Here is a 23,541-nt window from a genome sequence, read left to right as displayed (position 1 = left end):
AATTTGACCGCCAAACAAAACGGCCCGGAGCAATCCGGGGCCGTTCTTTTTGTCGTTGGCGTTCCCTCGACCTGAGGCGGCTTATTCAGCCGCTTCAGTACGACGGGCCAAGCGCGCATCTTCCGCCGCTTCGAGCGCCAATTGCGCATCGCGTTCGGCTGCGAGCTTCTGATAGCGGCGCAGCTGACCGCCCGTACCAGCCGGGATCAGACGGCCGACGATGACGTTTTCCTTCAAGCCCTCGAGCGTGTCCGACTTGCCGTAAGAGGCCGCCTCGGTGAGCACGCGCGTGGTTTCCTGGAACGACGCCGCCGAGATGAACGAACGCGTTTGCAGCGAGGCCTTGGTGATGCCGAGCAGCATGGGCTGGGCCGTCGCCGGCTTCAGACCCAACTCGACAACACGCTTGTTCTCGTCCTCGAGATCGAGCGCTTCCACCGCTTCCCCTTTGAGGAACTCGGTGTCGCCGGCGTCCATGATTTCGACCTTCTGCAGCATCTGGCGAACGATCACCTCGATGTGCTTGTCGTTAATCGGCACGCCTTGCAGGCGGTACACCTTCTGAATTTCCTCAACGAGGTAATTCGCCAGCGCTTCGACGCCCAGGATCGAGAGGATGTCCTGCGGCGCGGGGTTGCCGTCCAACAGGTAATCGCCCTTCTTCACGAAGTCGCCTTCTTGCACCGGAATGTGCTTGCCCTTCGGGATCATGTACTCGATCGGCTCGAGGCTCTCGTCTTCCGGCACGACGCGCAGGCGGCGCTTGTTTTTGTAGTCCTTGCCGAATTCCACGCGGCCATCGCCTTCGGCAATGATCGCGTGATCCTTCGGACGGCGGGCTTCGAACAATTCCGCGACGCGCGGCAGACCACCAGTGATGTCGCGGGTCTTGGCGCCGCCCGTCGGCATACGCGCGAGGTCTTGGCCAGGCGTGACGTCGTCGCCGTCGGCGATCGAAAGGATCGCGCCGACCGGCAGCGTGTAACGCGCGTCCGAGCCGTTCGAGAGCTTCGCCGGCTTGCCCTTACCGTCGAGGATGACGATGCTGGGACGCAGATCGGAGCCCTTGGACGTCGCGCGCCAATCGATGATGACTTTCGACGAGATGCCGGTGGCTTCGTCGAATTCTTCACGCACCGAAACGCCTTCAACGATGTCCTCGAACTTCGCCTTGCCGGCGACTTCCGTGAGGATCGGCGTGGCGTAGGGATCCCATTCCGAGATGCGGTCGCCGCGCTTGATCTTCGAGTTCTCGTCAACACGCAGGCGCGCGCCGAACGAGAGCTTGAAGCTCTGACGCTCCTTGCCTTCCTGATCGACGACGATGGCCTGCATGTTGCGGCTCATGACGATCAGTTCGCCCTGGGCGTTCTTCACCGTGTTGCGGTTCACGAAGCGGATCGAGCCGTCGTGCGCCGATTCCATCACCGATTGCTCGGCCACCTGGGCCGCGCCGCCGATGTGGAACGTGCGCATGGTGAGCTGCGTGCCCGGTTCGCCAATCGATTGCGCCGCGATGACGCCCACGGCTTCGCCGATGTTCACCGGCGTGCCGCGCGCGAGGTCGCGGCCATAGCAGGCGCCGCAAACGCCGGTGCGGGTTTCGCAGGTGAGCACCGAACGCACCTTCACGCTCTGAACGCCCGCCTTCTCGATCACGACCACGAGGTCTTCGTCGAGGAAGGCGCCGGCCGGCGCGATCACCTTACCGGTGCCCGGCTCGACTACGTCGATCGCGGCCGTACGGCCGAGGATGCGCGTGCCCAACGAGACGACGATGTCGGCGCCGTCGATCACCGCCGTCATGGCGATGCCATCCTGAGTGCCGCAATCCTCCTCGGTGATGATGCAATCCTGCGCCACGTCGACGAGACGACGCGTCAGATAGCCGGAGTTCGCGGTCTTCAGCGCGGTGTCCGCGAGGCCCTTACGGGCGCCGTGGGTCGAGTTGAAGTATTCGAGAACCGAAAGGCCTTCCTTGAAGTTCGAGATGATCGGCGTCTCGATGATTTCGCCCGACGGCTTGGCCATCAGGCCGCGCATGCCGGCGAGCTGCTTCATCTGGTTCTTCGAACCACGCGCACCGGAGTGCGCCATCATGAAGACAGAATTGAGTTCGCCCAGGCGACCGTCCTTCAGACGAGCCGGCTTGGAGGCCTCTTCCATCATCGCGTCAGCGACTTTGTCGGTGCACTTCGACCAAGCGTCGACAACCTTGTTGTACTTTTCGCCCTTGGTGATGAGGCCGTCGGCGTATTGCTTCTCGTATTCCGAGACGCGCTTGCGCGTATCTTCGACGAGGGCTTCCTTCGCCTTCGGGACGACCATGTCGGCCATGCCGAACGAGATGCCGGCCTTGGCCGCTTCCTTGAAGCCGAGTTGCATGATGCGATCGGCAAAGATCACCGTCGCCTTCTGGCCGCAGAACCGATAGACGTTGTCGATCAGGTTGCCGACTTCCTTCTTGGTCAGCGTCTGGTCGAGCAGCTTGTAGCTGATCTTCGGGTGGCGCGGCAGCAGCTCGGCCAGCTTCATCCGGCCCGGCGTGGTGTCGATCGTCATCCGCACCGGCTTGTTGTCGGCGTCCACCGTCTCAAAGCGGGCTTTGATCTTGGTGTGCAGCGTGACGACGCCCGCTTCCAGCGCGGCCTCGATTTCCGCGATGTTCGCGAACAGCTTGCCTTCGCCCGGCTCACCTTCCTTCATCAGCGAGAGATAGTAGAGGCCAAGCACGATATCCTGCGACGGCACGATGATCGCCTTGCCGTTCGCCGGCGAGAGGATGTTGTTGGTCGACATCATCAGCACGCGCGCTTCCAGCTGCGCTTCGAGCGACAGCGGAACGTGCACGGCCATTTGGTCGCCGTCGAAGTCGGCGTTGAACGCGGCGCAGACCAGCGGATGCAGCTGGATCGCCTTGCCTTCGATGAGCTTCGGCTCGAACGCCTGAATGCCCAAACGGTGCAGGGTCGGCGCGCGGTTCAACAGAATCGGGTGCTCGCGAATGACTTCTTCGAGCACGTCCCAGACTTCCGGGCGCTCCTTTTCCACCATGCGGCGCGATTGCTTCACGGTGCCGGAGAGGCCCTTCACGTCCAGGCGCGCGTAGATGAACGGCTTGAACAGCTCGAGCGCCATCTTCTTCGGCAAGCCGCACTGGTGCAGCTTCAGGTCGGGACCGACGACGATGACCGAACGGCCCGAATAGTCGACGCGCTTGCCGAGCAGGTTCTGACGGAAGCGGCCTTGCTTACCCTTCAGCATGTCGGCGAGCGACTTCAGCGGACGCTTGTTGGCGCCGGTGATGACGCGGCCGCGACGGCCGTTGTCGAACAGCGCGTCGACGGCTTCCTGCAGCATGCGCTTTTCGTTGCGGATGATGATGTCCGGCGCGCGGAGCTCCATCAGACGCTTCAAGCGGTTGTTGCGGTTGATGACGCGGCGATAGAGGTCGTTCAAATCCGACGTCGCGAAACGGCCGCCATCGAGCGGAACGAGCGGACGCAGTTCCGGCGGGATCACCGGCACGATCGTCAAGATCATCCATTCCGGCTTGTTGCCCGAGCGGATGAAGGCCTCGACCAGCTTCAGACGCTTGGCCAACTTCTTCGGCTTCAGCTCGGAGGTCGATTCCGCGATCTCCTTGCGCAGCTGTTCCGCTTCCTTTTCGAGGTTGAGCTGGATCAGCAATTCGCGGATCGCCTCGGCCCCGATCGAGGCGGTGAAGCTGTCTTCGCCGAACTCGTCCTGTGCGCGGAGATATTCTTCTTCCGTCAACAGCTGCTTGGCTTCGAGCGACGTGAGACCCGGCTCGAGCACGATGTACTGTTCAAAGTACAGCACCTTCTCGATGTCCTTCAGCGCCATGTCGAGCATCAGCGCGATGCGGGACGGCAAGCTCTTCAGGAACCAGATGTGCGCGACGGGTGCGGCCAGTTCGATATGGCCCATGCGCTCACGGCGCACGCGCTGCAGCGTGACTTGGACACCGCACTTTTCGCAGATGATGTCCTTGTACTTCATGCGCTTGTACTTGCCGCACAAGCACTCGTAATCCTTGATCGGGCCAAAGATACGCGCGCAGAACAGACCGTCGCGTTCCGGCTTGAACGTACGATAATTGATCGTTTCCGGCTTCTTGATCTCGCCGAAGCTCCACGACTTGATCTGCTCGGGGCTCGCGATCGAGATTTTGATCTGATCGAACACAGGCGCCGGCGGCTGGTTGCCGAAGGTGTTGTTGATCAGGTCTTGGTTCATTGCATTCATCGTTTTGACCTTCCGTCGCGCCGGTGTGCGGCCGGCGCCCCGTGGGTTCATTCTCGAATTATCCGGCGCGCCTCACCCGAGACGCGCCGGCCATTCCTATTCGGCCGCCTTCACGCGGGCGCCGTCGACCAGTTCGACGTTGAGGCCGAGCGAGCGCATTTCCTTCACGAGCACGTTGAACGACTCGGGGATGCCCGCATCGAACGTGTCGTGACCGCGCGTGATGGCCTCGTAGACCTTCGTACGGCCGGCGACGTCGTCCGACTTCACCGTCAGCATTTCCTGCAGCGTGTACGCCGCGCCATAGGCTTCAAGCGCCCACACTTCCATTTCGCCGAAGCGCTGGCCGCCGAATTGCGCCTTGCCGCCCAGCGGTTGCTGCGTGACCAGCGAGTACGGGCCGATGGAGCGCGCGTGGATTTTGTCATCCACGAGGTGGTGCAGCTTCAGCATGTAGATGTAGCCGACCGTGACTTGCCGCTTGAAAGGCTCGCCGGTCAGGCCGTCGTACAACTGAACCTGCCCCGTCTCGGCATAGCCGGCCATGCGCAGATGCTCGCGGATATCGCTATCCTTGGCGCCGTCGAACACTGGCGTTGCGATCGGCACGCCCTTGGAAATGTTACGCGCGAGTTCAGTGATGTCGCTCGTTTCCTTCGGCAGCTCGACGCCGTCGCCGTAAACGTCCTTCAGCTTCTTCTCGAGCGGTTTGCGATCGCCGTCGCGCTCATAGAGCTCCAGTGCTTCACGAACCTGCTTGCCGAGGCCCGCGCACGCCCAACCCAAGTGGGTTTCCAGAATCTGACCGACGTTCATGCGCGACGGCACGCCCAGCGGGTTCAGCACGATGTCGACATGCGTGCCGTCCTCAAGGAACGGCATGTCTTCGATCGGGGTGATCTTGGAGATGACGCCCTTGTTACCGTGACGGCCGGCCATCTTGTCGCCCGGCTGCAGCTTGCGCTTCACCGCGACGAACACCTTGACGACCTTCATCACGCCCGGGGGCAGTTCGTCGCCGCGCTGCAGCTTGTCGACCTTGTCATGGAAGCGCGCTTCGAGGCGCTTCTTGGCGTCGTCGTACTGCTTCTTCAGCGCTTCGATTTCAGTCATCGCGTTTTCGTCGTCGATGCCGAACTGCCACCACTGGCCCTTGCTGAACGGCTCCAGCGAGTCTTCGCTGATCACTTCGCCCTTCTTGAAGCCCTTCGGCCCCGTCGTCGCCGACTTGCCAATCAGGATTTCGCGCAGACGGCCAAAGATGTTGCGCTCCAGGATCGCGAGCTCGTCGTCGCGGTCCTTCGCCAAACGCTCAATCTCTTCGCGTTCGATTTGCAGCGCGCGCTGATCCTTATCGACGCCGTGACGGTTGAACACGCGGACTTCAACGACCGTGCCGTTGACGCCCGGCGGCAAACGCAAGGACGTGTCGCGCACGTCCGAAGCCTTTTCGCCGAAGATGGCCCGCAACAGCTTCTCTTCCGGCGTCATCGGGATTTCGCCCTTCGGCGTCACCTTACCGACGAGAATGTCGCCCGGCTCCAATTCGGCGCCGATCGCCACAATGCCGGCTTCGTCGAGGTTGCGCAGCGCTTCCTCGCCAACGTTCGGGATGTCGCGGGTGATTTCTTCCGGACCGAGCTTCGTGTCGCGGGCCGCGACTTCGAATTCTTCGATGTGGATCGAGGTGAACACGTCGTCCTTGACGATGCGTTCGCTGATCAGGATCGAGTCTTCGAAGTTGTAGCCATTCCACGGCATGAACGCGACCAGCACGTTGCGGCCGAGCGCGAGTTCGCCCAGCTCGGTCGACGGACCATCGGCGATGATGTCGTCGGCGTGGACCAGGTCGCCGACCTTCACGATCGGGCGCTGCGTGATGCAGGTGTTCTGGTTCGAGCGTTGGAACTTGAGCAGACGATAGATGTCGACACCCGGCTTGGCCGGGTCCTTCTCTTCCGTCGCGCGCACGACGATACGCTGTGAATCGACTTGCTCGACAATGCCCGTGCGGCGCGCGGTAATGGCCGCGCCCGAGTCACGCGCCACGGTGCCTTCCATGCCGGTGCCCACGATCGGGGCGTCGGCGCGGAGCAGCGGCACCGCTTGGCGTTGCATGTTCGAGCCCATGAGCGCGCGGTTGGCGTCGTCGTTCTCGAGGAACGGGATCAGCGCCGCGGCGACCGAAACAACCTGCTTCGGCGACACGTCCATGAGGTCGATTTCGTCGCGCACGATCTGTTGCGCTTCGCCGTTCTCGCGCGCCTGCACGAGGTCTTCGGCGAGATTGCCCTTCGCATCGAGCTCGGAATTGGCCTGCGCGATCTTGTGCTTGGCCTCTTCCATCGCCGACAAATACACGATTTCGTTGGTCGGCTTGCCGCTCACGACCTTGCGGTACGGGCTCTCGATGAAGCCGTACTTGTTCACGCGGGCGTGCGTGGCCAGCGAGTTGATCAGACCGATGTTCGGGCCTTCCGGCGTTTCGATCGGGCAGATGCGGCCATAGTGCGTCAAGTGCACGTCGCGGACTTCGAAGCCCGCGCGCTCGCGCGTCAGACCACCCGGGCCCAACGCCGAGAGACGACGCTTGTGCGTGATCTCGGAGAGCGGGTTGGTTTGGTCCATGAACTGCGAAAGCTGCGACGAACCGAAGAACTCGCGCACGGCGGCGGCCGCAGGCTTCGCGTTGATCAGGTCGTGCGGCATCACGGTTTCGATGTCGACGGACGACATCCGTTCCTTGATCGCGCGCTCCATGCGCAAGAGGCCGATGCGATACTGATTTTCCATCAGTTCGCCGACCGAACGCACACGGCGGTTGCCGAGGTTGTCGATGTCGTCGACTTCGCCGCGGCCATCACGCAGGTCGGTCAGCGTCTTCAACACTTCGAGGATGTCTTCCAGGCGCAGAATGCGGATCGAGTCATCCGTGTCCAAGCCCAGACGCATGTTCATCTTCACGCGGCCCACGGCCGAGAGGTCGTAGCGCTCTTGATCCGAGAACAGGCCGTTGAAGAGCACTTCAGCGGTGTCGATCGTCGGCGGCTCGCCCGGACGCATGACGCGATAGATGTCGAACAGCGCTTGTTCGCGGTTCTCGTTCTTATCGAGCTTCAGCGTGTTGCGGATGTAAGGGCCAACGGTCGCCGGATCGATGTCCAGGATCGGCAGCTCGTCGATGCCAGCTTCGATCAGCGTCGCCAGCACGGTTTCGCTGAGCGCGTCGCCGGCTTCGACGTAGATTTCACCCGTTTCCGGATTGACGATGTCTTCGGCGATGTAGCGGTCGAACAGGTCTTCCGACGGGACTTGGATGTCCACGACGCCGTCTTCGACCAGCTTGTTGGCGATGCGCGCCGAAATCTTCTTGCCGGCTTCGGCGACGACCTTACCGGTCTTCGCGTCGACCAGATCATAGGTCGGCTTCACACCGCGCCAACGCTCGGCGCGATACTTCGTCGTCCAGCCCGCGCGCGTGCGCTTGTAGATCGAGGATTGGTAGAACGTGCTGAGGATCTGCTCGCTCGACATGCCGAGCGCATAGAGCAGCGTCGTCGCCGGCAGCTTACGCTTCCGGTCGATACGCACGTACATGATGTCCTTCGCGTCGAACTCGAAATCGAGCCATGAGCCGCGATATGGGATCACGCGGGCGGCAAACAGCAACTTGCCCGAGGCGTGCGTCTTGCCCTTGTCGTGATCGAAGAACACGCCCGGCGAACGGTGCATCTGAGACACGATCACGCGCTCGGTGCCGTTCACGACGAACGTGCCCTTGTCCGTCATGAGCGGGATGTCGCCCAGATAGACGTCCTGTTCCTTGATGTCCTTCACGGACTTCGCGCCGGTCTCTTCGTCCGTTTCAAAAACGATGAGGCGCAACTTGACCTTCAGCGGCGCGGCATAGGTCATGTCGCGCTGCTGGCATTCCTCGACGTCGAATTTCGGCTCTTCGAACTCGTACGAGACGTATTCGAGCACGGCCCGGTCCGAGAAATCGCGGATCGGGAACACCGATTTAAAGACAGCCTGCAGGCCTTCATCGATACGCTCGTAAGGACGTTCGTCCTTCTGCAGGAATTGATCGTAGGAGCTCTTTTGCACCTCGATCAGGTTCGGCATCTTGCCCGCTTCGGGGATCTTGCCGAACGACTTGCGAATTTTTTTCTTACCGGTGTACGACAGAGCCATCTGCTCTCCCCATGTGCCCCGCGCTCGGAAGCGGACCCCGGCCAATAGGCCCGCCAAGCGCGGCGCATGAGCCGCCTTCCGCCCTGGTCCCAAGGGAAAATCCCAAGAGCCCGACCCGTTTTCGGAGAACCGCGGGCGGGCGGTTCGTCCGGCGCATCCCGTTGCCGAGACACGCAAAGGCGGAAGCCGGAGCCGCTTAGGACGGCTCCTGCTTCCGCTTGATGTTTGCGAGTTACTTCAGATCGACCTTCGCGCCGGCCTTTTCAAGCTGGGCCTTGAACTTTTCGGCATCCGCCTTGTTCACGCCTTCCTTGACGGCCTTCGGTGCGCCTTCGACCAGGTCCTTGGCTTCCTTCAGGCCGAGACCCGTGATCGCGCGCACTTCCTTGATGACTTCGATCTTCTTGTCGCCAGCCGAGGTCAGCTGAACGGTGAACTCGGTCTTCTCTTCGGCAGCGGCGGCCGGAGCAGCGCCACCGCCGACGGCGGCGACGGCGACCGGCGCGGCGGCCGAAACGCCCCACTTCTCTTCGAGCAGCTTCGAGAGTTCAGCGGCTTCGAGAACGGTGAGCGCCGAGAGATCTTCGACGATTTTGTTGAGGTCTGCCATGATTTGGTTCCTGACGTTTTCTGTCTGATTTCAATACGATATGCGGAATGACGGTTATGCGGCGTCCTTGGTCGCGTACGCGTTGAGCACGCGCGCCAGCTGGCCGCCGGGCGCTGCGAGCACGCCGGCGATCTTGGTCGCAGGCGCCTGTACGAGGCCAATGATCTTCCCACGCAACTCGTCCAGCGACGGCATCGTGGCGAGCGCCTGGATGCCTTGCGTGTCGAGCAATTGATCGCCGAAAAGGCCGCCGAGGATGGCGAACTTCTCTTTTTCCTTCGCGTACGCGACGGCCACCTTGGCGGCGGTGATCGGGTCAGCGGAGTAAGCGATGGCCGTGGGGCCGGTGAACAGGTCCGACGCCGACGCCTTGGGCGTGTCGGCGATGGCAAGTTTCACCAGGCGATTCTTCACCACTTTGAGCGCGCCGCCTTCGGTGCGAAGGCGATTACGCAGCACCGTCAAATCCGCAACAGTCAGACCGGAATAGTGGCCTACGACCACCACACCGGCCCCGGCGAATACGCCTTTCAGCGATTCCACCGTTTCGGCCTTCTGAGCACGATCCATTGCGGTCTCCTCAGTTGGGCCGCCGGCCAATCCGGCGCCCCTTCGAGCGCACACGGACCGAGCCGGCCGGCGGAATACCCCCGAGCGGCGCGCGGTCCACGCGCAGCCTGTCCCAGAGGCCGGGCCTACAGAGCGAACTTGACAGTCCGCCCCGAAAAACGTCAGCTCTGTCTATTGCGGGCCCCGAAAGCGTCGGACTAAATCCAAAGCTTTCAACGATTTAAGCCACGCACATAGCGCCCTATTGGGCGTGCCATGGTCGTGGCGCCTGCAGTCTCGGACAGGTACCGGCGAGTTAATTCCCGCCGGATCGGGGCATATGCACGGTTTATTGCGACGCATCAAGGGCGCAGGCACAGTTTTCTGCGCTTGGCAAGCCGCTCGCTCAGAAGGCGACTTGAAAGACACGCCATCGGGGAACTGAGCCCGCTACCTCCCGTCCCCCACCAGCTTGGCGATCGCCTCCAGATAGATGGCGAACGCTTTGCGGCCCTTGGCCGTCATCCGCACCCGCGTCAGCGGCTTTCGGTTCACGAAGCTCTTGTCGATCGAGACATAGCCCGCCTCCTCCAGCTTACGCAGATGGATCGAGAGATTGCCCTGTGTGGCCTCGAGCACATCCTTCAACTCGGTGAAGTCCGCGGCTTCCGCATCGGCGAGGTACGCCATGATCCCCAGGCGCAAGCGCCCGTGGATCACGTCGTCCAATTTGCCGATATCGAAGGGGGCCATGCTTCAGGCCGCCGTCTTCGCGCCGCGCCAGATCACCCATCCAGGCACAGCCATTAGCAGGATGAGCGTGGCGCTGAGGATCAGCAGGTAAGCGCCGATGTCGCCAAACACGACGCCAAGCCCGACCGTCGCCACAAACCAGCCCGCCGCGACAATGGCCAGCCAAGGCCGGCGCAGGATCGACCAGGCGACGAACCACGCCACCCCCTGAAACATGCACACCACGATGGGATGATAGAGCCAGAGTTCAAAATCCTCGGCGCGCTGCGCGCCATAGCCGAACACAAACGCCATCACCAGGTTCGCCAGACCAGCGCCCTGAAACACCGCGGCCAACGCGCGCGCCGCGGCGCCCGTGACCTTCGTCTTGCGATCCTTCCAGATGATCAGCGCCAACACGCCGCAAAACAACACCGTGGGCGCCCACACGATGGCCAGCGCCGGGACGCCGCCCGATGGTGCCAGTCCCTGCACCTGCAGCCAGTGCACGAAGCACTGTCCACCATAGAGCAGGCCCGCCCAAAAGAACGCCTCGCCGATCGTTGCCTGCATCGGTCCCGCGCCACTGACGAGACCACGCATGTACGCGAGATCGTCGCGCGCGCTTTGAAACTCCTCAGACGCCGTCATCATTCCCTCCAAAGCGACGGCGCTATGACTAGCCTATCTAGTTTGTTTTGTAAACTCGTTTATACAATCAATGCTAGTTCCTTTTCTGCGCCCAACTCTGACCTCTGCGCGCCAGGCAAGCATTGGAGCGCGATCAAGGTCTCGCGCAGCGCCGTGATGATGGGCGTGTGCGGCTCGGCCCCGAGAAAACGGACCAGTTTGAAATTGTCGAGCTTGAGATCGCGCCGCCACAGGTAGCGCATCTCCGCCATTTCGCGGAACAGCGGCACGACCGGCGCGAGCGCGAGCACCGCGAGCCAGGGAAAACCCCGGATCGGCAAGCGTGGAGCGCCAACCGCCTCGCGGACGCACTCGGCCATATCTACGCCGCGCTCGAAATAATGGCCGCCAAAGTGGAAGCGTTCAAAGCGCGCCAAGTCGGACTCGCGATCCAAGACGCGCGCGATCGTCTCGGCGAAGTCCGGCAGATACGCCCACGCATGTCCAACATCGCGCTTGCCTGGATAGACCACGCTCTTCAGCGGCGCGCCTGGCTTCACGACGCCCTGCGCGAACCACGAATTGCCCGCATGCGGCCCAAAGAAATCACCGGCACGCACGATCAGCACGCGCGCCTTGCTGTGCTCCAGCGCGCGCTCCATGGCGACACGGATTTTGCCCTTCTTCGTGCGCGGGTTCTGCGCATCGCCCTCGCGCACCACCGGCATCACATCCGGCCCATAATTATAGACCGTCCCTGGCAACACGATGCGCGCATGGTGCGCCTCCGCCGCCGCGATCGTATTCGCCAGCATCGCCGGTACGAGCTTTGGCCAATTCTTGTAGCCCGGCGGATTGACGGCGTGGACGATCACGGCGGCGCCCCGCGCCGCCGTCATCACGTCCTCGGCGCACATCGCATCGCCCTGCACCCAGACGGCGCCGTCCAGTCGCGGCGCCCGCGCGACATCCCGCACCATCGCCCGCACCCGCCAACCGTGCCGCAACAACGCCCGCGCGGTCTCAAAGCCAACACCGCCCGCTGCGCCAATCACCAAGGCCAGTTTTCCGTCGCTCATATTCGTCTCCTTTGCTGAGACGAAACTGGCGCATCAGCGGCTTAAACAAAATTGCGATAAACTCTGCCTTTGATATACGTAAATGCATGAACTCCGTTGAGCCGTCCTGGGACCTCTACCGCTCCTTCCTCGCCGTCCTCGACGAAGGCAGCCTTTCGAGCGCCGCGCGCACCCTGGCGCTGACCCAGCCCACGCTCGCGCGCCACATCGAAGAGCTCGAAGCCTCGCTCGGCGGCGGCCCGCTCTTTACCCGATCGCCGCGCGGGCTCTTGCCGACAGAGGCCGCTCACGCGCTGGCGCCGCACGCGCGCACGATGGCCTCCGCAGCCGCGGCCCTCATCCGCACCGCCTCGGGCGCCGGCGATGCGATCGAGGGCGCCGTGCGCCTCACGGCGAGCGATGTGGTCGGGGTTGAAGTGCTGCCGGCAATACTGCGCGATCTGCGCGCCAAGCATCCCAAGCTCTCGCTTGAAATTCTTACGTCGAACCAGCCCGCCGATCTGCTTCGTCGTGAAGCCGATATTGCCATTCGTATGGTGCAGCCAACGCAAAGCGCGCTCGTCGCCAAGCGCGTCGGCGATGTGATGCTCGGCATGCACGCGCATCGCGACTACATCAAACGCCACGGCGCGCCGAAGAGTCTGGACGACGTCGAAGGCCACGCACTGATTGGCTACGACCGCGAAACCATCGCCGTGCAAGCGCTACGCAAGTTCGGCCTCAAACTCACGCGTGAGCAATTCGCTTTTCGCACCGACAACGATCTCGCCCAGCTGAACCTCATTCGTAGCGGCGCCGGCATCGGCATCTGCCAAATCGGTCTCGCGAGACGCGACAAAAACCTGGTGCGCATCCTGCCGGACGATTTCAGCTTTCCGCTTGGCGCATGGATCACCATGCACGAAGACCTGCGCGGCAGCGCACGCATGCGCGCCGTGTTCGATCATCTGGTTGAAGCCATGAGCGCCTACGCGCGCGAGACTTAAGCCGCTGTCAGCACCACCGCGCCACGCTTGGTCGCCACCAGAGTATGCTCGAATTGCACCGTCGGGCGACCGGTGTCGGCACGCAGCGTCCAGTCGTCGTCGCCATCGACAGCCCATTCCGAGCCCAGTGACAAAAACGGCTCGATCGTGAACACCATGCCTTCGTGGATACGGCGGCGCTCGCTCGGATCATCCCAGGTCGCGATCGAGGTCGGCTCTTCGTGCAGGCCGCGGCCGACGCCGTGGCTGGCGAGATTGCGGATCAACGTGTAGCCGTTCTTGTCGGCGAAATGCTGCACAGCGCGGCCGATGTCGCCGAGCTTGGCGCCGGCGCGCACGCTGTTGACACCCGCCCACATCGCCCGCTTGCCGTCGCGCGCCAGCCGCTCGATGCGCGGCGTCCCTGGCGGCATGATGAAGCTTGAGCCCGTATCGGCGAAATAGCCCCCGAGTTCGGCGGACACATCGATGTTGACCAGATCGCCCGCCTTCAACACGCGCTCGCCCGGAATACCATGCGCGATGTCCGGGAACACGGAGATGCAGGTCGCGCCCGGAAAATTGTAGGTCAGCGCCGGCGCAGGCTGCGCGCCCTCTGCTTCCAGCAGCTTGCGGCCAATGTCGTCCAGTTCACGCGTGGTCATGCCGGGCTCGAGCGCCTTGCCCATGCTCTGCAGGGTCCGCGCGACGATGCCGCCGATCTTTTTCAGCGCTTCAAGGTCGTTGTCGTTATCGATCGTCATGGCTAGCTAGATAGCGCATCGCATCCAGCAATTCGAGGAGCCCCCATGAGCAATATCCAAGAGATTCCACTGAAGCGCATCGACGGCAGCGCCGACACGCTCGCCGCCCACAAGGGCAAAGTGCTGCTTGTGGTGAATGTCGCCTCCAAGTGCGGGCTCACGCCGCAATATGAGGGCCTCGAAAAGCTGTTCGAAGCCAAGCGCGCCCAAGGTCTCGAAGTTTTGGGCTTCCCAGCCAACAATTTCCTCGGGCAAGAGCCAGGCACCGATTCCGAGATCGCCGATTTCTGCTCAACGACCTACAATGTGCAATTCCCGATCTATTCGAAAATCTCCGTCGTCGGCGCCGACCAGCACCCCCTCTACGCCGCGCTCATCAAGGCGCAGCCGACGGCGATCGGCGAAGGTCCACATCGTGCACGCTTGGAAGGTTTCAAGATCGCCACCAATCCAGCGCCTGACGTGCTCTGGAATTTCGAGAAATTCGTGATCGGCCGCAACGGCGCCGTCGTCGCCCGCTTCGCGCCAGACGTGACCGCCGACGATCCGCGCCTCGTAAGCGTAATCGACGCGGAATTGGCGAAGAGCGCTTGAGCTTGCGGCCGCGCGGAACCGGGGCGCGCGCGGCCGCGCGCCTTGGCGACGCGGGCGAAAAGTTCCCCCGTCGCGGCCGGCCGTCTGCAACTTATTCGCCGCATGCATTGGAATGTACCCGCTCAGATGGTACGCTTATGCAAGGAATACGAATTTGGCCGCCAAGACTCGCTCATCCAAGATATCACCGCGTACCGCAGGAGAAATCGACCGCCACGTCGGTCTGCGCGTTCGCACCTTGCGCTTGGAGCGCGGCCTCAGTCAGGAGGACTTGGCCGAGGCCATCGGCGTCACCTTCCAGCAGATCCAGAAATACGAGAAAGGCGTCAATCGCGTCGCCGCCTCGACTCTCTTCGCCATCTGCAAGGTGCTCGATTCCGACGTGGCCAGCTTCCTGCCCAAGGTCGACGGCACCAACACATCTCCCAATGTGCTCGACGACCCTTCGCTGCTGAAGCTCGCACCGCTCATGGCCGAACTTGACGCCGATGGGCGCAAGCTCCTTGTCGATCTCGCCCGAACGCTGGTGCACCACCAGACTAGCGCGCGCAAACGCTAAACGAGACGACCGTCGCTTTCGTCCGCCAGCAAGCGCAGTGCATCCAATTCGACCAAATTGAGGTGGGTCACCATATCGGCGCGCGTCTGCTCATCCACGGCGTCCAGAAAACTGGTCGCATTCTGACACACCCGCAGCAAGCACAGCAGCGTCTCTAGGGCGTGCACATTCGCCGCCTGCGCCCGCGCCAACGCACCCTTGTTTTTCTTACCGCTCATTTGCGCCACACGTTCAGACATATGACTTCCCCCTTGCCAACGCCGAACTTCTCGTCGGCCGCTTCGCCGTAAGGCCGTGCGAGCGCGCGTACGCGATCGGGCTCCACAGGCTCAAAATGGGTCTCAACGCACGCCGCATCGGCGAGTTGGACATGCAGTCCGAGATTTTGCGCCGCGAGCGCAAGCGCCAGCCCCGCACGAGAGAACAGCCCGCCGGCGAGCACGATCGGCCGTCGTCCATTCAGGCGCGCCGCCTCCAAGATTTGCGGCTCATCGAAGGCCGAGACCGTGTCGATATCGAACACTGGTTCATGCACCAAGGGCTCGACACCGCCGAAAGCGCGCGCCCCAGATGCGGCGTCGCCTCGCGTGTAGACATGCAGAACGCGCCACCCCTCTTGTCGCGCGCGGCGCAGCAGCGCGGCGGCGCGCGCAAGCGCGGCCACGTTTTCCTGCGTCCCCGCACTGATATGATCGCGGCGGAGGTTCAGGCACAGCAGCATCGGGCGCGCGTCATCAAACATCGCGCTCATGACGCCTCAGCCAACAATGGCATGAAATGCGCGCCGCCAAGCTCCGCATCGCAGGCCAACACCAACTGCGGCGGCGCGTCGATCGAGATCGCCATCGGATGCTCGGGGAGCTCAGCCACCGCCTCGACGAACTCGCGTCCGCCAAGCACGTAGGTCGGGCGCCCCACGCGCGGCGCAAAACCGGCGGCGCGCGACCAGAACGGCAAAAGCGAGCCTTCGATGTGCCCCAGCACGCGGCGATATCCTTTGCGTCCGGCGAGCTCGGCGACCGCCCGCCAGAGCGCACGCGGCACGCGGCCAGATCTGTGCGCCGGCTTCACCGCGACGCGTTCAAGCTTTGCGAAATCCGCGTACCAGCGCACGCGGCAGGCGCCCACAGGCTCGCGTCCCATTCGCGCCACCAAATGCGTCGCACCGCTCAGATCGCCGCCGTCGAATTCGTCGGCGAAGGGCCAGTCTTGCTCGCCGACATAGATCATCGCGCGCACGGCGAACGCTTCGAGCCATTGATCGAGCGCGCGCACGATCTCGACGGAGAGCCGATCATTCTGCGCCATCACGCGGCCGCCTGCGACAAGCCAGGCAAGATCACGCCTTCGAACGGCGCGCCGCGCGCAGCGTAGTACGCAAGCGTCGGATCGTTCGGCACGGACGCAAACCCGAGGCTGCCGAAGATCAAGCGCGCACCGTCGTCGGTGGCTGCGCGCGTATAGCCCGAAAGCCCCCACAACAAGGTCTCACGAACCATCAGAGACGCTTTCACAACGCGACCCGCTGCGCGGTCGTTGCTCGCCACAAAGCCCCACGCATAACCGCCCGCCGGAATTTCGCGTGGGCGCCAGACGTAATCGAGATCAACGTTCACCGTGTCGAACCGGCCCGCGGCGAAGGCCTGCATGCCATCCGGCCTCAGCAGGAAAAACGCCGTCAGTCCGGTGACCTTTCCAGCTTCGCGGACAATGTGCACGCTGCAGCCGGTAATGTGCTGCACCGCCTGCAGCATCGCCGCCGAGACAATGGGGCCAGCGATCCGCTCCGCGGCGAGACGCTGCCCCTCTTCGATCTCGGAATCGCTGGCGAGAGTGACGCCGCAGAGCGCCGCCACCGCATTGATCATGCGCGGGTTCGCGCATTGGCCGGTGGGGTCGACGAATTTTGACAAGACGGCCATATCGATCATTGCGCGAGCCCCCTTCATCTCCGGTTTTCCACAGGCTAAGCTTTGCCCGGGTCTGATGGGTTTCGATGCGGCGAAGATTGGAACGGGGCGTTGCGTAAATCGAAGTACCGAGACGAGCGGCCAAGCGCGCGATTGGATTGGGACGCCATCCGCGTGTTTCTCGCCGTCGCGCTCACCGGCAGCGTCAACAAGGCGGCCGCTGAGCTGAAGCTGCAGCCGTCGAGCGTGAGCCGTCGCATCGACGAGCTTGAGCACCGGCTCGAGGCGAAGCTGTTCGACCGCCGGCGTACAGGCATGATCCTCACCGACGCCGGCGCGGACCTGTACGATCACGCCCAATCGATGCAGCGCCACGCCGACGACATCGAGCGCTCGGTGCGTGCGCGCGACCGCCGTGAGGAAGGCCTGGTCACGATCGCCGCGCCCGACGGCATCGGCTCGCTCTGGATCGCCCCCCGTGTCGGCGAATTCGTCGCGCGCAACCCACGCATACAATTATCGCTCGATTGCCGCATCGGCCCGACGCCGCCCGACGCCGATCGTCGCCCGGACGTGTCGATCGTTCTCGACAAGACCCACGCAGAGATCGGCGACGACGCCAGCGCGCTCGCGACTATGCATTACGTGTTCATGGCCTCGCCGCGTTATCTGGAGACTTACGGCACCCCGAAATCGATCGCCGCCGCCGCCGGCGATCACCGCGCACTCCGGCAAACGGGCCAAGTATCGCAGCGCGAGACCTGGGGCGCGCGCGCCAACGCGGTCGAAGCGCTCGCCTCCTTCGCCTTCGAAACCAATTCCAGCCAGGCGCTGGTGGCGAGTCTACAAGCCGGCGCCGGCATCGCCGTTGCGCCCACGTATTTGAAGACCATCGCGCCCGAACTGGTGGTCGTCGGCGCCGAACCCGCCGTGCCGATCAAACTCTGGCTCGTCATCCATCGCGAGTCGCGCCAAGCGGCGCGCGTCGCGCGCGTGGCGGAATGGCTGAAGGCGATGTTCGATCCGCGGCAAAATCCGTGGTTCCGCGACGAGTTCGTCGCCCCCGAGGAATTCGCCGCAGCGCTGGAAAAGCCAGAGAAAGCCATCCGCGCAAGGCGCTCGCGGCGCTGATCGCACGGCGCGCGGCTCTCGCTACGTAAGTCCGCCGTCACACGGCCTATCGCTGGTCGCAGTTGCGAGCGCGCCGGACCCCGGCCACACTCTCGGCAAGCAAACGGGAGGAAACGCCGATGGCGATTGAGACGCGCTTTACCAAGGCCTTCGGTGTGAAGCACCCGATCGTCCAGGGCGGCATGCAATGGGTCGGTTATGCCGAGATGGTGGCGCCCGTCGCCAATGCCGGCGCCTTGGGTTTCCTCACGGCGCTGACCCAGCCCACGCCAGAATTACTGGCCAAGGAAATCGCGCGCACGAAAGAGATGACCGACAAGCCTTTCGGCGTGAACCTCACCATCTTGCCGGCGATCAAGCCGCCCCCTTACGCGGAATATCGGCAAGCCATCATCGAAGGCGGCGTCAAGATCGTCGAGACCGCGGGCTACAAGCCGCAAGAACACGTCGATCATTTCAAGCAGCATGGCATCAAGGTGATCCATAAGTGCACGGCCGTGCGCCACGCGCTCTCGGCTGAACGCATGGGCGTCGACGCGATCTCGATCGACGGCTTCGAATGCGCCGGCCACCCCGGCGAGGACGACATCCCCGGCCTCATCCTCATTCCCGCCGCCGCCAACAAAGTGAAAATCCCGATGCTTGCGTCCGGCGGCTTCGCCGATGGGCGCGGCCTCGTCGCGGCGCTGGCCTTGGGCGCGGACGGCGTCAACATGGGCACCCGCTTTTGCGTGACACAAGAGGCGCCGATCCATGAAGCGTTCAAGCGCCGCATGGTCGAGAACGACGAGCGTCAAACACAACTCATCTTCCGCACGCTGCACAACACCGCCCGCGTGATGAAGAACGCCGTGAGCACTGAAGTTGCGGCGATCGAAGCGCGCGGCGGCGCGAAATTCGAGGATGTCCAACACCTCGTCGCGGGCGTGCGCGGACGCCAAGCCATGACCGAGGGCGATCCCGATGGCGGCATCTGGTCGGCCGGCCAAGTGCAAGGCCTGATCGACGACATCCCCACCGTGCAGGAGCTGGTCGACCGCATCATCGCCGACGCTGAATCGATCATAAAGACGCGGCTCGCCAACATGGTGGGTTGAGCCATGTTCGAGCAAATCCGCTACGAGCAGGCTGGCGCCGCCGCGATCGTCTCGCTGCATCGTCCCGAGGCGCATAACGCCTACACGGCCCAGATGGGTGCGGAGATCACGCGCGCGGTCGAACAGGCCAATGCCGACGACGCGGTGCGCGCCATCATTCTCACTGGCGCGGGCCGCCATTTCTGCGTCGGCGCCGATCTCTCCGCCGGCGCGCGCAGTTTCGACACCAGCGAAGGCGGCGCGGGCGCCAAGAATTTCGGCGACGGGCGTGGCGCGGGCGCAGGCTTCACCGGGGCTCTTTACAATTCCAACAAGCCGATCATCACCGCCTTCAACGGCGCCGCCGTCGGCGTCGGCCTCACCATGACGCTGCCAAGCGATTTCATGATCGCGGCGGACACCGCGAAGTTCGGCTTCGTCTTCACGCGTCGCGGACTCCCGCCCGAAGCCGGCAGCGCTTGGTTCTTGCCGCAACTGGTCGGCCTGCGGCGCGCGCTCGATTGGAGTCTCACAGGCCGCGTCTTTCCCGCGCGCGAAGCGCTTGAGGGCGGCCTCTTGAACGCCATTGTGCCGCCGCAAGATTTGATGGCCCGCGCCACCGCCCTGGTGGACGAAATCGCCGCCAATACCGCGCCCGTCTCCGTCGCGGTCGCACGCCGGCTGATGTGGCAGTTCGCGCCCCAAGCGCATCCGTTCGAGCTGCTGAAGCATGACGGGCGCCTCGCCATGGAACTCGGGTCCGGCGACGACGTCAAAGAAGGCGTCGCCGCTTTCCTTGAGAAGCGCGCGCCCAGCTTCCCGGGCCGCGTCAGCCACGACCTCCCCGCCTCATTGCCCCGCATATTCGAAGGCGCCTGAACACGCGCGGTCGGACTGGGCCGGCTCACACGTCAAAGGAGGGTCCCATGCACAACGACACCGATTTCACGAGGCGGAATGTCCTGATCGTTGGCGGTTCGAGCGGCATCGGCAACGGAATCGCGCACGGCTTTCGCGACCGCGGCGCCAATGTCCACGTCTGGGGTACGCGTGCGCAGGCGAGCGATTATCAGGCCGATGAAGGCTCCGACTTGGCAGGCCTCGGCTATTCCTGCGTCGACGTCAGCGATCCGGACGCGATCGAAGCGGCGCCGCATCCGTTCGAGACGCTGGACGTGCTCGTGCAGTGCCAAGGCACGGTGATCTATCGCCGCGGCGAATTCGAACGCGAAGGCTGGGAGAAGGTCGTCGCGGTAAACCTCAACAGTCTCATGCATTGCGCGCGTAAGTTTAAGTCGAACCTAGCGGCGGCGCGCGGCGCGATGATCATCGTCAGTTCGATCTCTGGCCTCAAAGCCAATATCGGCAACCCGGCCTACGCCGCCTCAAAGGCCGGCGCCATCAGCTTGACCAAGACACTGGGCCAAGCCTGGGCGGGAGACGGCATTCGCGTCAACGGCCTCGCGCCGGGCTTGGTCGACACCAAACTCACCAAGGTCACCACGCAGAACGCACAACGACGCCAAGACGCCATCGCGCGCATCCCCGCCGGTCGATTGGGTGTGCCCGCGGACATGGCCGGCGCAGCCATCTTCCTCGCATCCCCGCTCGCGGCTTACGTCAACGGCCATACGCTTGTGGTCGATGGCGGCTTGTCGCTCTGAACGAAAGGCGGCCAACATGAAAGCCCTTCGCTATTTCGGCGCCGGCGACATTCGCTGCGAAAGCATGGATGATCCCACGATCGCCGACGAGCGCGACGCCATCGTCAAAGTCAGTCTTTGCGCCATCTGCGGCAGCGATCTGCATATCTATCACGGCCACGGATTCAGCGACGACATCGGCTTCTGCGTCGGCCACGAAGCCGTGGGCGAGGTGATGGAGACCGGCCGCGGCGTGCGCGGCCTGAAGCCTGGCGATCGGGTGATGATCTCCGCGGCGGTGGGCTGCGGCGCCTGCCCGTCATGCCTAGCGGGCGACGTGATGTTGTGCGCGACGCAAAGCAGCTCTTGTTACGGCCTAAGTCACAAGCTGCAGGGCAGCCAGGCGCAAGCGGTGCGGGTGCCCGCGGCGGACATCAATGCGCGCCTGTTGCCGGAGGGTTTGAGCGAGGAGCAAGGCCTGCTGCTCACCGACGGCCTGCCCACGGCCTGGATGGCGCTGAAGAATGCCGACATTCGCCCAGGCGCCGTGGTCGCCGTGGTGGGGCTGGGCCCCATCGGCCTGATGGCGGTGGAAGGCGCTTTTCTGCTCGGCGCATCGAAAGTGTTCGCGATCGATTTGGTGGCGTCGCGTCGGCAGACGGCCGAAGCCCTCGGCGCTATCGCGCTCGACGCCGCCGACGCGACGGACCTAATCCGGGAGCAAACCCATGGCCGTATGTGCAACGCCGTGGTTGAGGCGGTCGGCGCCGATGCAAGCATCGAGCTGGCGATCCGCCTCGCGGGGTTGCGCGGCGTCGTTTCGTGCCTGGGCGTCAGCCAAACGCGACGCTTCCCCTTCCCGATGGCGCGCGCGTTCAATTACGGCCTCACCTTTCGAAGCTCCACCTGCTCGGTGCCCCTGTACTGGCCGGAACTGATCCCGCTTGTGCAAACGGGCCGGCTGCACCCCGAGCGCTTTATCAGCCATCGTCTCACGCTGGCCGAAGGCGCTGACGCGTACCGCCTGCTCGACAGCCGCGCCGATGGCGTCCTTAAAGTGGTGATGACCCCCTGACGCGCGCCGGTTCGCCGTCCAGTCCGCGCGGCGAAAAAAATCCGCAGGGCGATTGTAGAGGTGCAGCGCACGCGTTCGTCGTCCCGGTGAGGCGCTCAGCCCAAGCAGGAGATCAGCAATGCGCGTGATGGTGTTTTCAAAGGCGAACGAGGCGCAGCCCATGGCGCCGACGCCGGAGATGGTGGAAGCGTTCGCGGCGATGGATGGGTTCATTGAGGAGTTGACGAGGGCGGGCGTGTTCGTCGCGGCGGCGGGGTTGAAGCCGACGGCGCAGTCCAAGCGCGTGATGTTGGACGGGCGCGGCGGCGCGGCGATCATCGACGGACCGTTCACCGAGACCAAGGAAGTCGTCGTTGGCTTCTCGATCTGGGAGGTCAAGGACATGGACGAAGCGCTCGCCTGGGCCAAACGCATCCCCACCGCGATGGCCGGTGAGATCGAGATCCGTCCGTTCATGGAAGCGGCGGATTTGGAAGGCTTCGTCACGCCAGAAGACATGGCCGCGCCGCGTGATGGGGAGCGTGGGAAGCTTGGGGTGGCTTGAGGGCGTCAGCTATTCGCCGAAATGCGTCATTCAGTTAGTTCGATCCACTTGCGTCTGAAGATCGCTCTCGCGTCCTTTTCCAGCCGCGGCCAACTCTCCAGCAGCCAAGTTCGTCCCTCCTCCGTGAGAGGAACGTAGGGGCGGTCCTTTCGCGCCAAGGCAACGCCCTGCGCGATGACGTCTTCCTCGCGCTCAAGCCCCCCTTGAATCATCACATCGATTGGATCGCCGACCAGATCAAGCGCCAGATGAGGCCGCAGGGCGCACGTGGCCGAGATTATCGCGAACGACATCTCTACCCAGCTCCAACAATTCGTTCCCCAGTGGGCCGCGCGAGCCTGGGTAATGAGCTCTTCATCCGACACCGAAGTCCCATCCGCTCTCGCGCGCGCAAGCACTTCGCCGAATATCACCAATTGTCGGGGTTCGGTCCATATCGCCATCTTGCAGATTCTACCCACGAGTGGCGGACGTGCTCAATCCTAGACACTCGCAATGTTGTAAGCATGAAGGCCGACCTCGCCGAGATCAGACACCGATATTCGCTGGGGTCCGCGAGAGTCCACGGTGCGAACTAAGGAGAAACAAGCCCGCCAATAGGTCGAGCGAAAGTTGGGCGACGTACCAATTCGAGAGAAGTGCATATGAATGGTCAAACGAAAACTCAGGCGTTCTGTCGACTCCCGGTGCGCTAAGGGAGTCAAGTGCCGGATAAGCAATGACGAAGAAGCAGATAATCTCAAGAATAAGTGCGCTCAGCGCCATCGCAGCCCACCTTCTCGCGAAGAGGTTCTTTTCCCTTTGAACCAGCAAACGAATTCCGGCCAAAGCGGCGAACAGCAAGCCGGCACAAAGGTTTGGGATGGCTAGGGGGTCGGGAGGAATTGCATAGAAATTTGAATGCGGAGGCTTGAATATGTAATGAGACGCCAACAGCACATTGGCGAGGACAACTCCGGCGTCAAAGAGTGCGTTGAAGTTGCGCATGCTCATCGTCAGCCTCCTGCTCAGTACCTGCTCCCGGAGGGAGGCTCACATTAGGCCGTCAACGCGTGCAACGCGAACGTCCGTTTCGGGTGGCGGTCTCAACGGGTCGATGCAACACACTCGCTAAATCGCTCGGCTGGAGTTGCGAAGTCCAGCGTTTTTCGTGGCCGCTCGTTCAGGCGTCGCGCGATCCTGTTCAGCTCGGCTTGGGAGTGCGGCGCCAGATCAGT

At 63.3% G+C, this 23,541-nt stretch carries 23 protein-coding genes and 1 pseudogene; 9 read left to right on the top strand and 15 right to left on the bottom strand.

Translation table 11 applies throughout. The annotated features are described in order from the left end of the window. Nucleotides 1-81: 81 nt before the first annotated feature. From rpoC to VF769_RS04430, 7 genes are all read right to left on the bottom strand, one after another. A complete protein-coding gene (gene rpoC / locus VF769_RS04460; RefSeq protein WP_331007166.1) occupies nucleotides 82-4,260 on the bottom strand; it encodes a DNA-directed RNA polymerase subunit beta' in 4,179 nt (1,392 codons plus the stop codon). A gap of 105 nt (nucleotides 4,261-4,365) precedes the next feature. After that, nucleotides 4,366-8,463: a DNA-directed RNA polymerase subunit beta gene (rpoB, locus tag VF769_RS04455; protein ID WP_331007165.1), complete on the bottom strand. Its 4,098-nt coding sequence runs from the start codon at nucleotides 8,461-8,463 to the stop codon at nucleotides 4,366-4,368. A 232-nt stretch (nucleotides 8,464-8,695) separates the two neighbouring features. Continuing rightward, on the bottom strand, nucleotides 8,696-9,073 hold the full coding sequence (rplL, locus tag VF769_RS04450) for a 50S ribosomal protein L7/L12 (RefSeq protein WP_331007164.1): 378 nt from the start codon (nucleotides 9,071-9,073) through the stop codon (nucleotides 8,696-8,698). A 54-nt stretch (nucleotides 9,074-9,127) separates the two neighbouring features. Further along, complete coding sequence (gene rplJ, locus VF769_RS04445; RefSeq protein ID WP_331007163.1) at nucleotides 9,128-9,643, bottom strand: 50S ribosomal protein L10; 516 nt, start codon at nucleotides 9,641-9,643, stop codon at nucleotides 9,128-9,130. A 429-nt stretch (nucleotides 9,644-10,072) separates the two neighbouring features. Then, a complete protein-coding gene (locus VF769_RS04440; protein ID WP_331007162.1) occupies nucleotides 10,073-10,375 on the bottom strand; it encodes a transcriptional regulator in 303 nt (100 codons plus the stop codon). A 3-nt stretch (nucleotides 10,376-10,378) separates the two neighbouring features. Then, nucleotides 10,379-11,005: a hypothetical protein gene (locus VF769_RS04435; protein ID WP_331007161.1), complete on the bottom strand. Its 627-nt coding sequence runs from the start codon at nucleotides 11,003-11,005 to the stop codon at nucleotides 10,379-10,381. A gap of 59 nt (nucleotides 11,006-11,064) precedes the next feature. After that, nucleotides 11,065-12,063 carry an NAD(P)H-binding protein gene (locus VF769_RS04430; RefSeq protein ID WP_331007160.1) on the bottom strand — a complete coding sequence of 333 codons (999 nt, stop codon included), beginning with the start codon at nucleotides 12,061-12,063 and terminating at the stop codon, nucleotides 11,065-11,067. A gap of 86 nt (nucleotides 12,064-12,149) precedes the next feature. Between VF769_RS04430 and VF769_RS04425 the strand changes: the two genes are divergently transcribed. Beyond that, nucleotides 12,150-13,049: a LysR family transcriptional regulator gene (locus VF769_RS04425; RefSeq protein ID WP_331007159.1), complete on the top strand. Its 900-nt coding sequence runs from the start codon at nucleotides 12,150-12,152 to the stop codon at nucleotides 13,047-13,049. On the opposite strand, the gene map is transcribed toward VF769_RS04425, so the two are convergent. After that, nucleotides 13,046-13,792 (bottom strand): type I methionyl aminopeptidase, encoded by a 747-nt coding sequence (gene map / locus VF769_RS04420; protein ID WP_331007158.1) that lies wholly within the window; start codon nucleotides 13,790-13,792, stop codon nucleotides 13,046-13,048. The genes VF769_RS04425 and map overlap by 4 nt on opposite strands. 45 nt (nucleotides 13,793-13,837) lie before the next feature. Between map and VF769_RS04415 the strand changes: the two genes are divergently transcribed. Together VF769_RS04415 and VF769_RS04410 are read left to right on the top strand one after the other, a co-directional pair. Beyond that, nucleotides 13,838-14,386, top strand: a complete 549-nt coding sequence (locus tag VF769_RS04415; RefSeq protein ID WP_331007157.1) for a glutathione peroxidase — start codon at nucleotides 13,838-13,840, stop codon at nucleotides 14,384-14,386. A gap of 154 nt (nucleotides 14,387-14,540) precedes the next feature. Further along, nucleotides 14,541-14,945: a helix-turn-helix transcriptional regulator gene (locus tag VF769_RS04410; protein WP_331007156.1), complete on the top strand. Its 405-nt coding sequence runs from the start codon at nucleotides 14,541-14,543 to the stop codon at nucleotides 14,943-14,945. On the opposite strand, the gene VF769_RS04405 is transcribed toward VF769_RS04410, so the two are convergent. From VF769_RS04405 to VF769_RS04390, 4 genes are read right to left on the bottom strand one after another with little or no spacing between them, the layout of a single operon-like run. After that, a complete protein-coding gene (locus VF769_RS04405; RefSeq protein ID WP_331007155.1) occupies nucleotides 14,942-15,184 on the bottom strand; it encodes a hypothetical protein in 243 nt (80 codons plus the stop codon). The genes VF769_RS04410 and VF769_RS04405 overlap by 4 nt on opposite strands. After that, a complete protein-coding gene (locus VF769_RS04400) occupies nucleotides 15,160-15,696 on the bottom strand; it encodes an isochorismatase family protein (RefSeq protein ID WP_331007154.1) in 537 nt (178 codons plus the stop codon). Before VF769_RS04400 ends, VF769_RS04405 begins: the two co-directional genes overlap by 25 nt. Continuing rightward, the gene (locus tag VF769_RS04395; protein ID WP_331007153.1) at nucleotides 15,693-16,253 is read right to left on the bottom strand and encodes a GNAT family N-acetyltransferase; all 561 of its coding nucleotides are present in this window, start codon (nucleotides 16,251-16,253) and stop codon (nucleotides 15,693-15,695) included. The genes VF769_RS04400 and VF769_RS04395 overlap by 4 nt, the downstream gene beginning before the upstream one ends. Further along, on the bottom strand, nucleotides 16,253-16,876 hold the full coding sequence (locus VF769_RS04390) for a hypothetical protein (protein ID WP_331007152.1): 624 nt from the start codon (nucleotides 16,874-16,876) through the stop codon (nucleotides 16,253-16,255). The genes VF769_RS04395 and VF769_RS04390 overlap by 1 nt, the downstream gene beginning before the upstream one ends. 90 nt (nucleotides 16,877-16,966) lie before the next feature. On the opposite strand from VF769_RS04390, the gene VF769_RS04385 reads away from it, so the two are divergent. The 6 genes from VF769_RS04385 to VF769_RS04360 all read left to right on the top strand — a co-directional run bounded on the left by VF769_RS04385 (nucleotide 16,967) and on the right by VF769_RS04360 (nucleotide 22,324). After that, nucleotides 16,967-17,986: a LysR family transcriptional regulator gene (locus tag VF769_RS04385; RefSeq protein ID WP_331007151.1), complete on the top strand. Its 1,020-nt coding sequence runs from the start codon at nucleotides 16,967-16,969 to the stop codon at nucleotides 17,984-17,986. Between the two features lie 119 nt (nucleotides 17,987-18,105). Continuing rightward, on the top strand, nucleotides 18,106-19,083 hold the full coding sequence (locus tag VF769_RS04380) for a nitronate monooxygenase family protein (protein ID WP_331007150.1): 978 nt from the start codon (nucleotides 18,106-18,108) through the stop codon (nucleotides 19,081-19,083). A gap of 3 nt (nucleotides 19,084-19,086) precedes the next feature. Further along, nucleotides 19,087-19,941 carry an enoyl-CoA hydratase-related protein gene (locus tag VF769_RS04375; protein WP_331007149.1) on the top strand — a complete coding sequence of 285 codons (855 nt, stop codon included), beginning with the start codon at nucleotides 19,087-19,089 and terminating at the stop codon, nucleotides 19,939-19,941. A 47-nt stretch (nucleotides 19,942-19,988) separates the two neighbouring features. Beyond that, nucleotides 19,989-20,726 (top strand): SDR family oxidoreductase, encoded by a 738-nt coding sequence (locus VF769_RS04370; RefSeq protein WP_331007148.1) that lies wholly within the window; start codon nucleotides 19,989-19,991, stop codon nucleotides 20,724-20,726. Between the two features lie 16 nt (nucleotides 20,727-20,742). Beyond that, nucleotides 20,743-21,780, top strand: a complete 1,038-nt coding sequence (locus VF769_RS04365; protein WP_331007147.1) for an alcohol dehydrogenase family protein — start codon at nucleotides 20,743-20,745, stop codon at nucleotides 21,778-21,780. Between the two features lie 118 nt (nucleotides 21,781-21,898). Beyond that, nucleotides 21,899-22,324, top strand: coding sequence for a YciI family protein (locus tag VF769_RS04360; RefSeq protein ID WP_331007146.1), 426 nt, complete (start codon nucleotides 21,899-21,901; stop codon nucleotides 22,322-22,324). Nucleotides 22,325-22,350: 26 nt separating this feature from the next. Here VF769_RS04360 and VF769_RS04355 read toward each other — a convergent pair whose 3' ends face one another. The 3 genes and pseudogenes from VF769_RS04355 to VF769_RS04345 all read right to left on the bottom strand — a co-directional run. Further along, nucleotides 22,351-22,767: a hypothetical protein gene (locus VF769_RS04355; RefSeq protein ID WP_331007145.1), complete on the bottom strand. Its 417-nt coding sequence runs from the start codon at nucleotides 22,765-22,767 to the stop codon at nucleotides 22,351-22,353. 85 nt (nucleotides 22,768-22,852) lie between these two features. Next, complete coding sequence (locus VF769_RS04350; protein WP_331007144.1) at nucleotides 22,853-23,317, bottom strand: hypothetical protein; 465 nt, start codon at nucleotides 23,315-23,317, stop codon at nucleotides 22,853-22,855. A 92-nt stretch (nucleotides 23,318-23,409) separates the two neighbouring features. Beyond that, nucleotides 23,410-23,541 (bottom strand): annotated as a pseudogene (locus tag VF769_RS04345) (IS30 family transposase); the annotation flags it as partial.

It is taken from the genome of Vitreimonas sp., assembly GCF_036392335.1.
Taxonomy (GTDB): domain Bacteria; phylum Pseudomonadota; class Alphaproteobacteria; order Caulobacterales; family Aquidulcibacteraceae; genus Vitreimonas.
The sequence above is the reverse complement of the archived record's forward strand: the minus strand, read 5'-3'. Positions and strand labels throughout refer to the sequence as shown.

Bases quoted from the DNA above. Each gene is read 5' to 3' on its own strand.
- rpoC (WP_331007166.1), bottom strand. From the start codon at position 4,260: ATGAACCAAGACCTGATCAACAACACCTTCGGCAACCAGCCGCCGGCG.
- rpoB (WP_331007165.1), bottom strand. From the start codon at position 8,463: ATGGCTCTGTCGTACACCGGTAAGAAAAAAATTCGCAAGTCGTTCGGC.
- rplL (WP_331007164.1), bottom strand. From the start codon at position 9,073: ATGGCAGACCTCAACAAAATCGTCGAAGATCTCTCGGCGCTCACCGTT.
- rplJ (WP_331007163.1), bottom strand. From the start codon at position 9,643: ATGGATCGTGCTCAGAAGGCCGAAACGGTGGAATCGCTGAAAGGCGTA.
- VF769_RS04440 (WP_331007162.1), bottom strand. From the start codon at position 10,375: ATGGCCCCCTTCGATATCGGCAAATTGGACGACGTGATCCACGGGCGC.
- VF769_RS04435 (WP_331007161.1), bottom strand. From the start codon at position 11,005: ATGACGGCGTCTGAGGAGTTTCAAAGCGCGCGCGACGATCTCGCGTAC.
- VF769_RS04430 (WP_331007160.1), bottom strand. From the start codon at position 12,063: ATGAGCGACGGAAAACTGGCCTTGGTGATTGGCGCAGCGGGCGGTGTT.
- VF769_RS04425 (WP_331007159.1), top strand. From the start codon at position 12,150: ATGAACTCCGTTGAGCCGTCCTGGGACCTCTACCGCTCCTTCCTCGCC.
- map (WP_331007158.1), bottom strand. From the start codon at position 13,792: ATGACGATCGATAACGACAACGACCTTGAAGCGCTGAAAAAGATCGGC.
- VF769_RS04415 (WP_331007157.1), top strand. From the start codon at position 13,838: ATGAGCAATATCCAAGAGATTCCACTGAAGCGCATCGACGGCAGCGCC.
- VF769_RS04405 (WP_331007155.1), bottom strand. From the start codon at position 15,184: ATGTCTGAACGTGTGGCGCAAATGAGCGGTAAGAAAAACAAGGGTGCG.
- VF769_RS04400 (WP_331007154.1), bottom strand. From the start codon at position 15,696: ATGAGCGCGATGTTTGATGACGCGCGCCCGATGCTGCTGTGCCTGAAC.
- VF769_RS04395 (WP_331007153.1), bottom strand. From the start codon at position 16,253: ATGGCGCAGAATGATCGGCTCTCCGTCGAGATCGTGCGCGCGCTCGAT.
- VF769_RS04390 (WP_331007152.1), bottom strand. From the start codon at position 16,876: ATGATCGATATGGCCGTCTTGTCAAAATTCGTCGACCCCACCGGCCAA.
- VF769_RS04380 (WP_331007150.1), top strand. From the start codon at position 18,106: ATGGCGATTGAGACGCGCTTTACCAAGGCCTTCGGTGTGAAGCACCCG.
- VF769_RS04375 (WP_331007149.1), top strand. From the start codon at position 19,087: ATGTTCGAGCAAATCCGCTACGAGCAGGCTGGCGCCGCCGCGATCGTC.
- VF769_RS04370 (WP_331007148.1), top strand. From the start codon at position 19,989: ATGCACAACGACACCGATTTCACGAGGCGGAATGTCCTGATCGTTGGC.
- VF769_RS04365 (WP_331007147.1), top strand. From the start codon at position 20,743: ATGAAAGCCCTTCGCTATTTCGGCGCCGGCGACATTCGCTGCGAAAGC.
- VF769_RS04360 (WP_331007146.1), top strand. From the start codon at position 21,899: ATGCGCGTGATGGTGTTTTCAAAGGCGAACGAGGCGCAGCCCATGGCG.
- VF769_RS04355 (WP_331007145.1), bottom strand. From the start codon at position 22,767: ATGGCGATATGGACCGAACCCCGACAATTGGTGATATTCGGCGAAGTG.
- VF769_RS04350 (WP_331007144.1), bottom strand. From the start codon at position 23,317: ATGAGCATGCGCAACTTCAACGCACTCTTTGACGCCGGAGTTGTCCTC.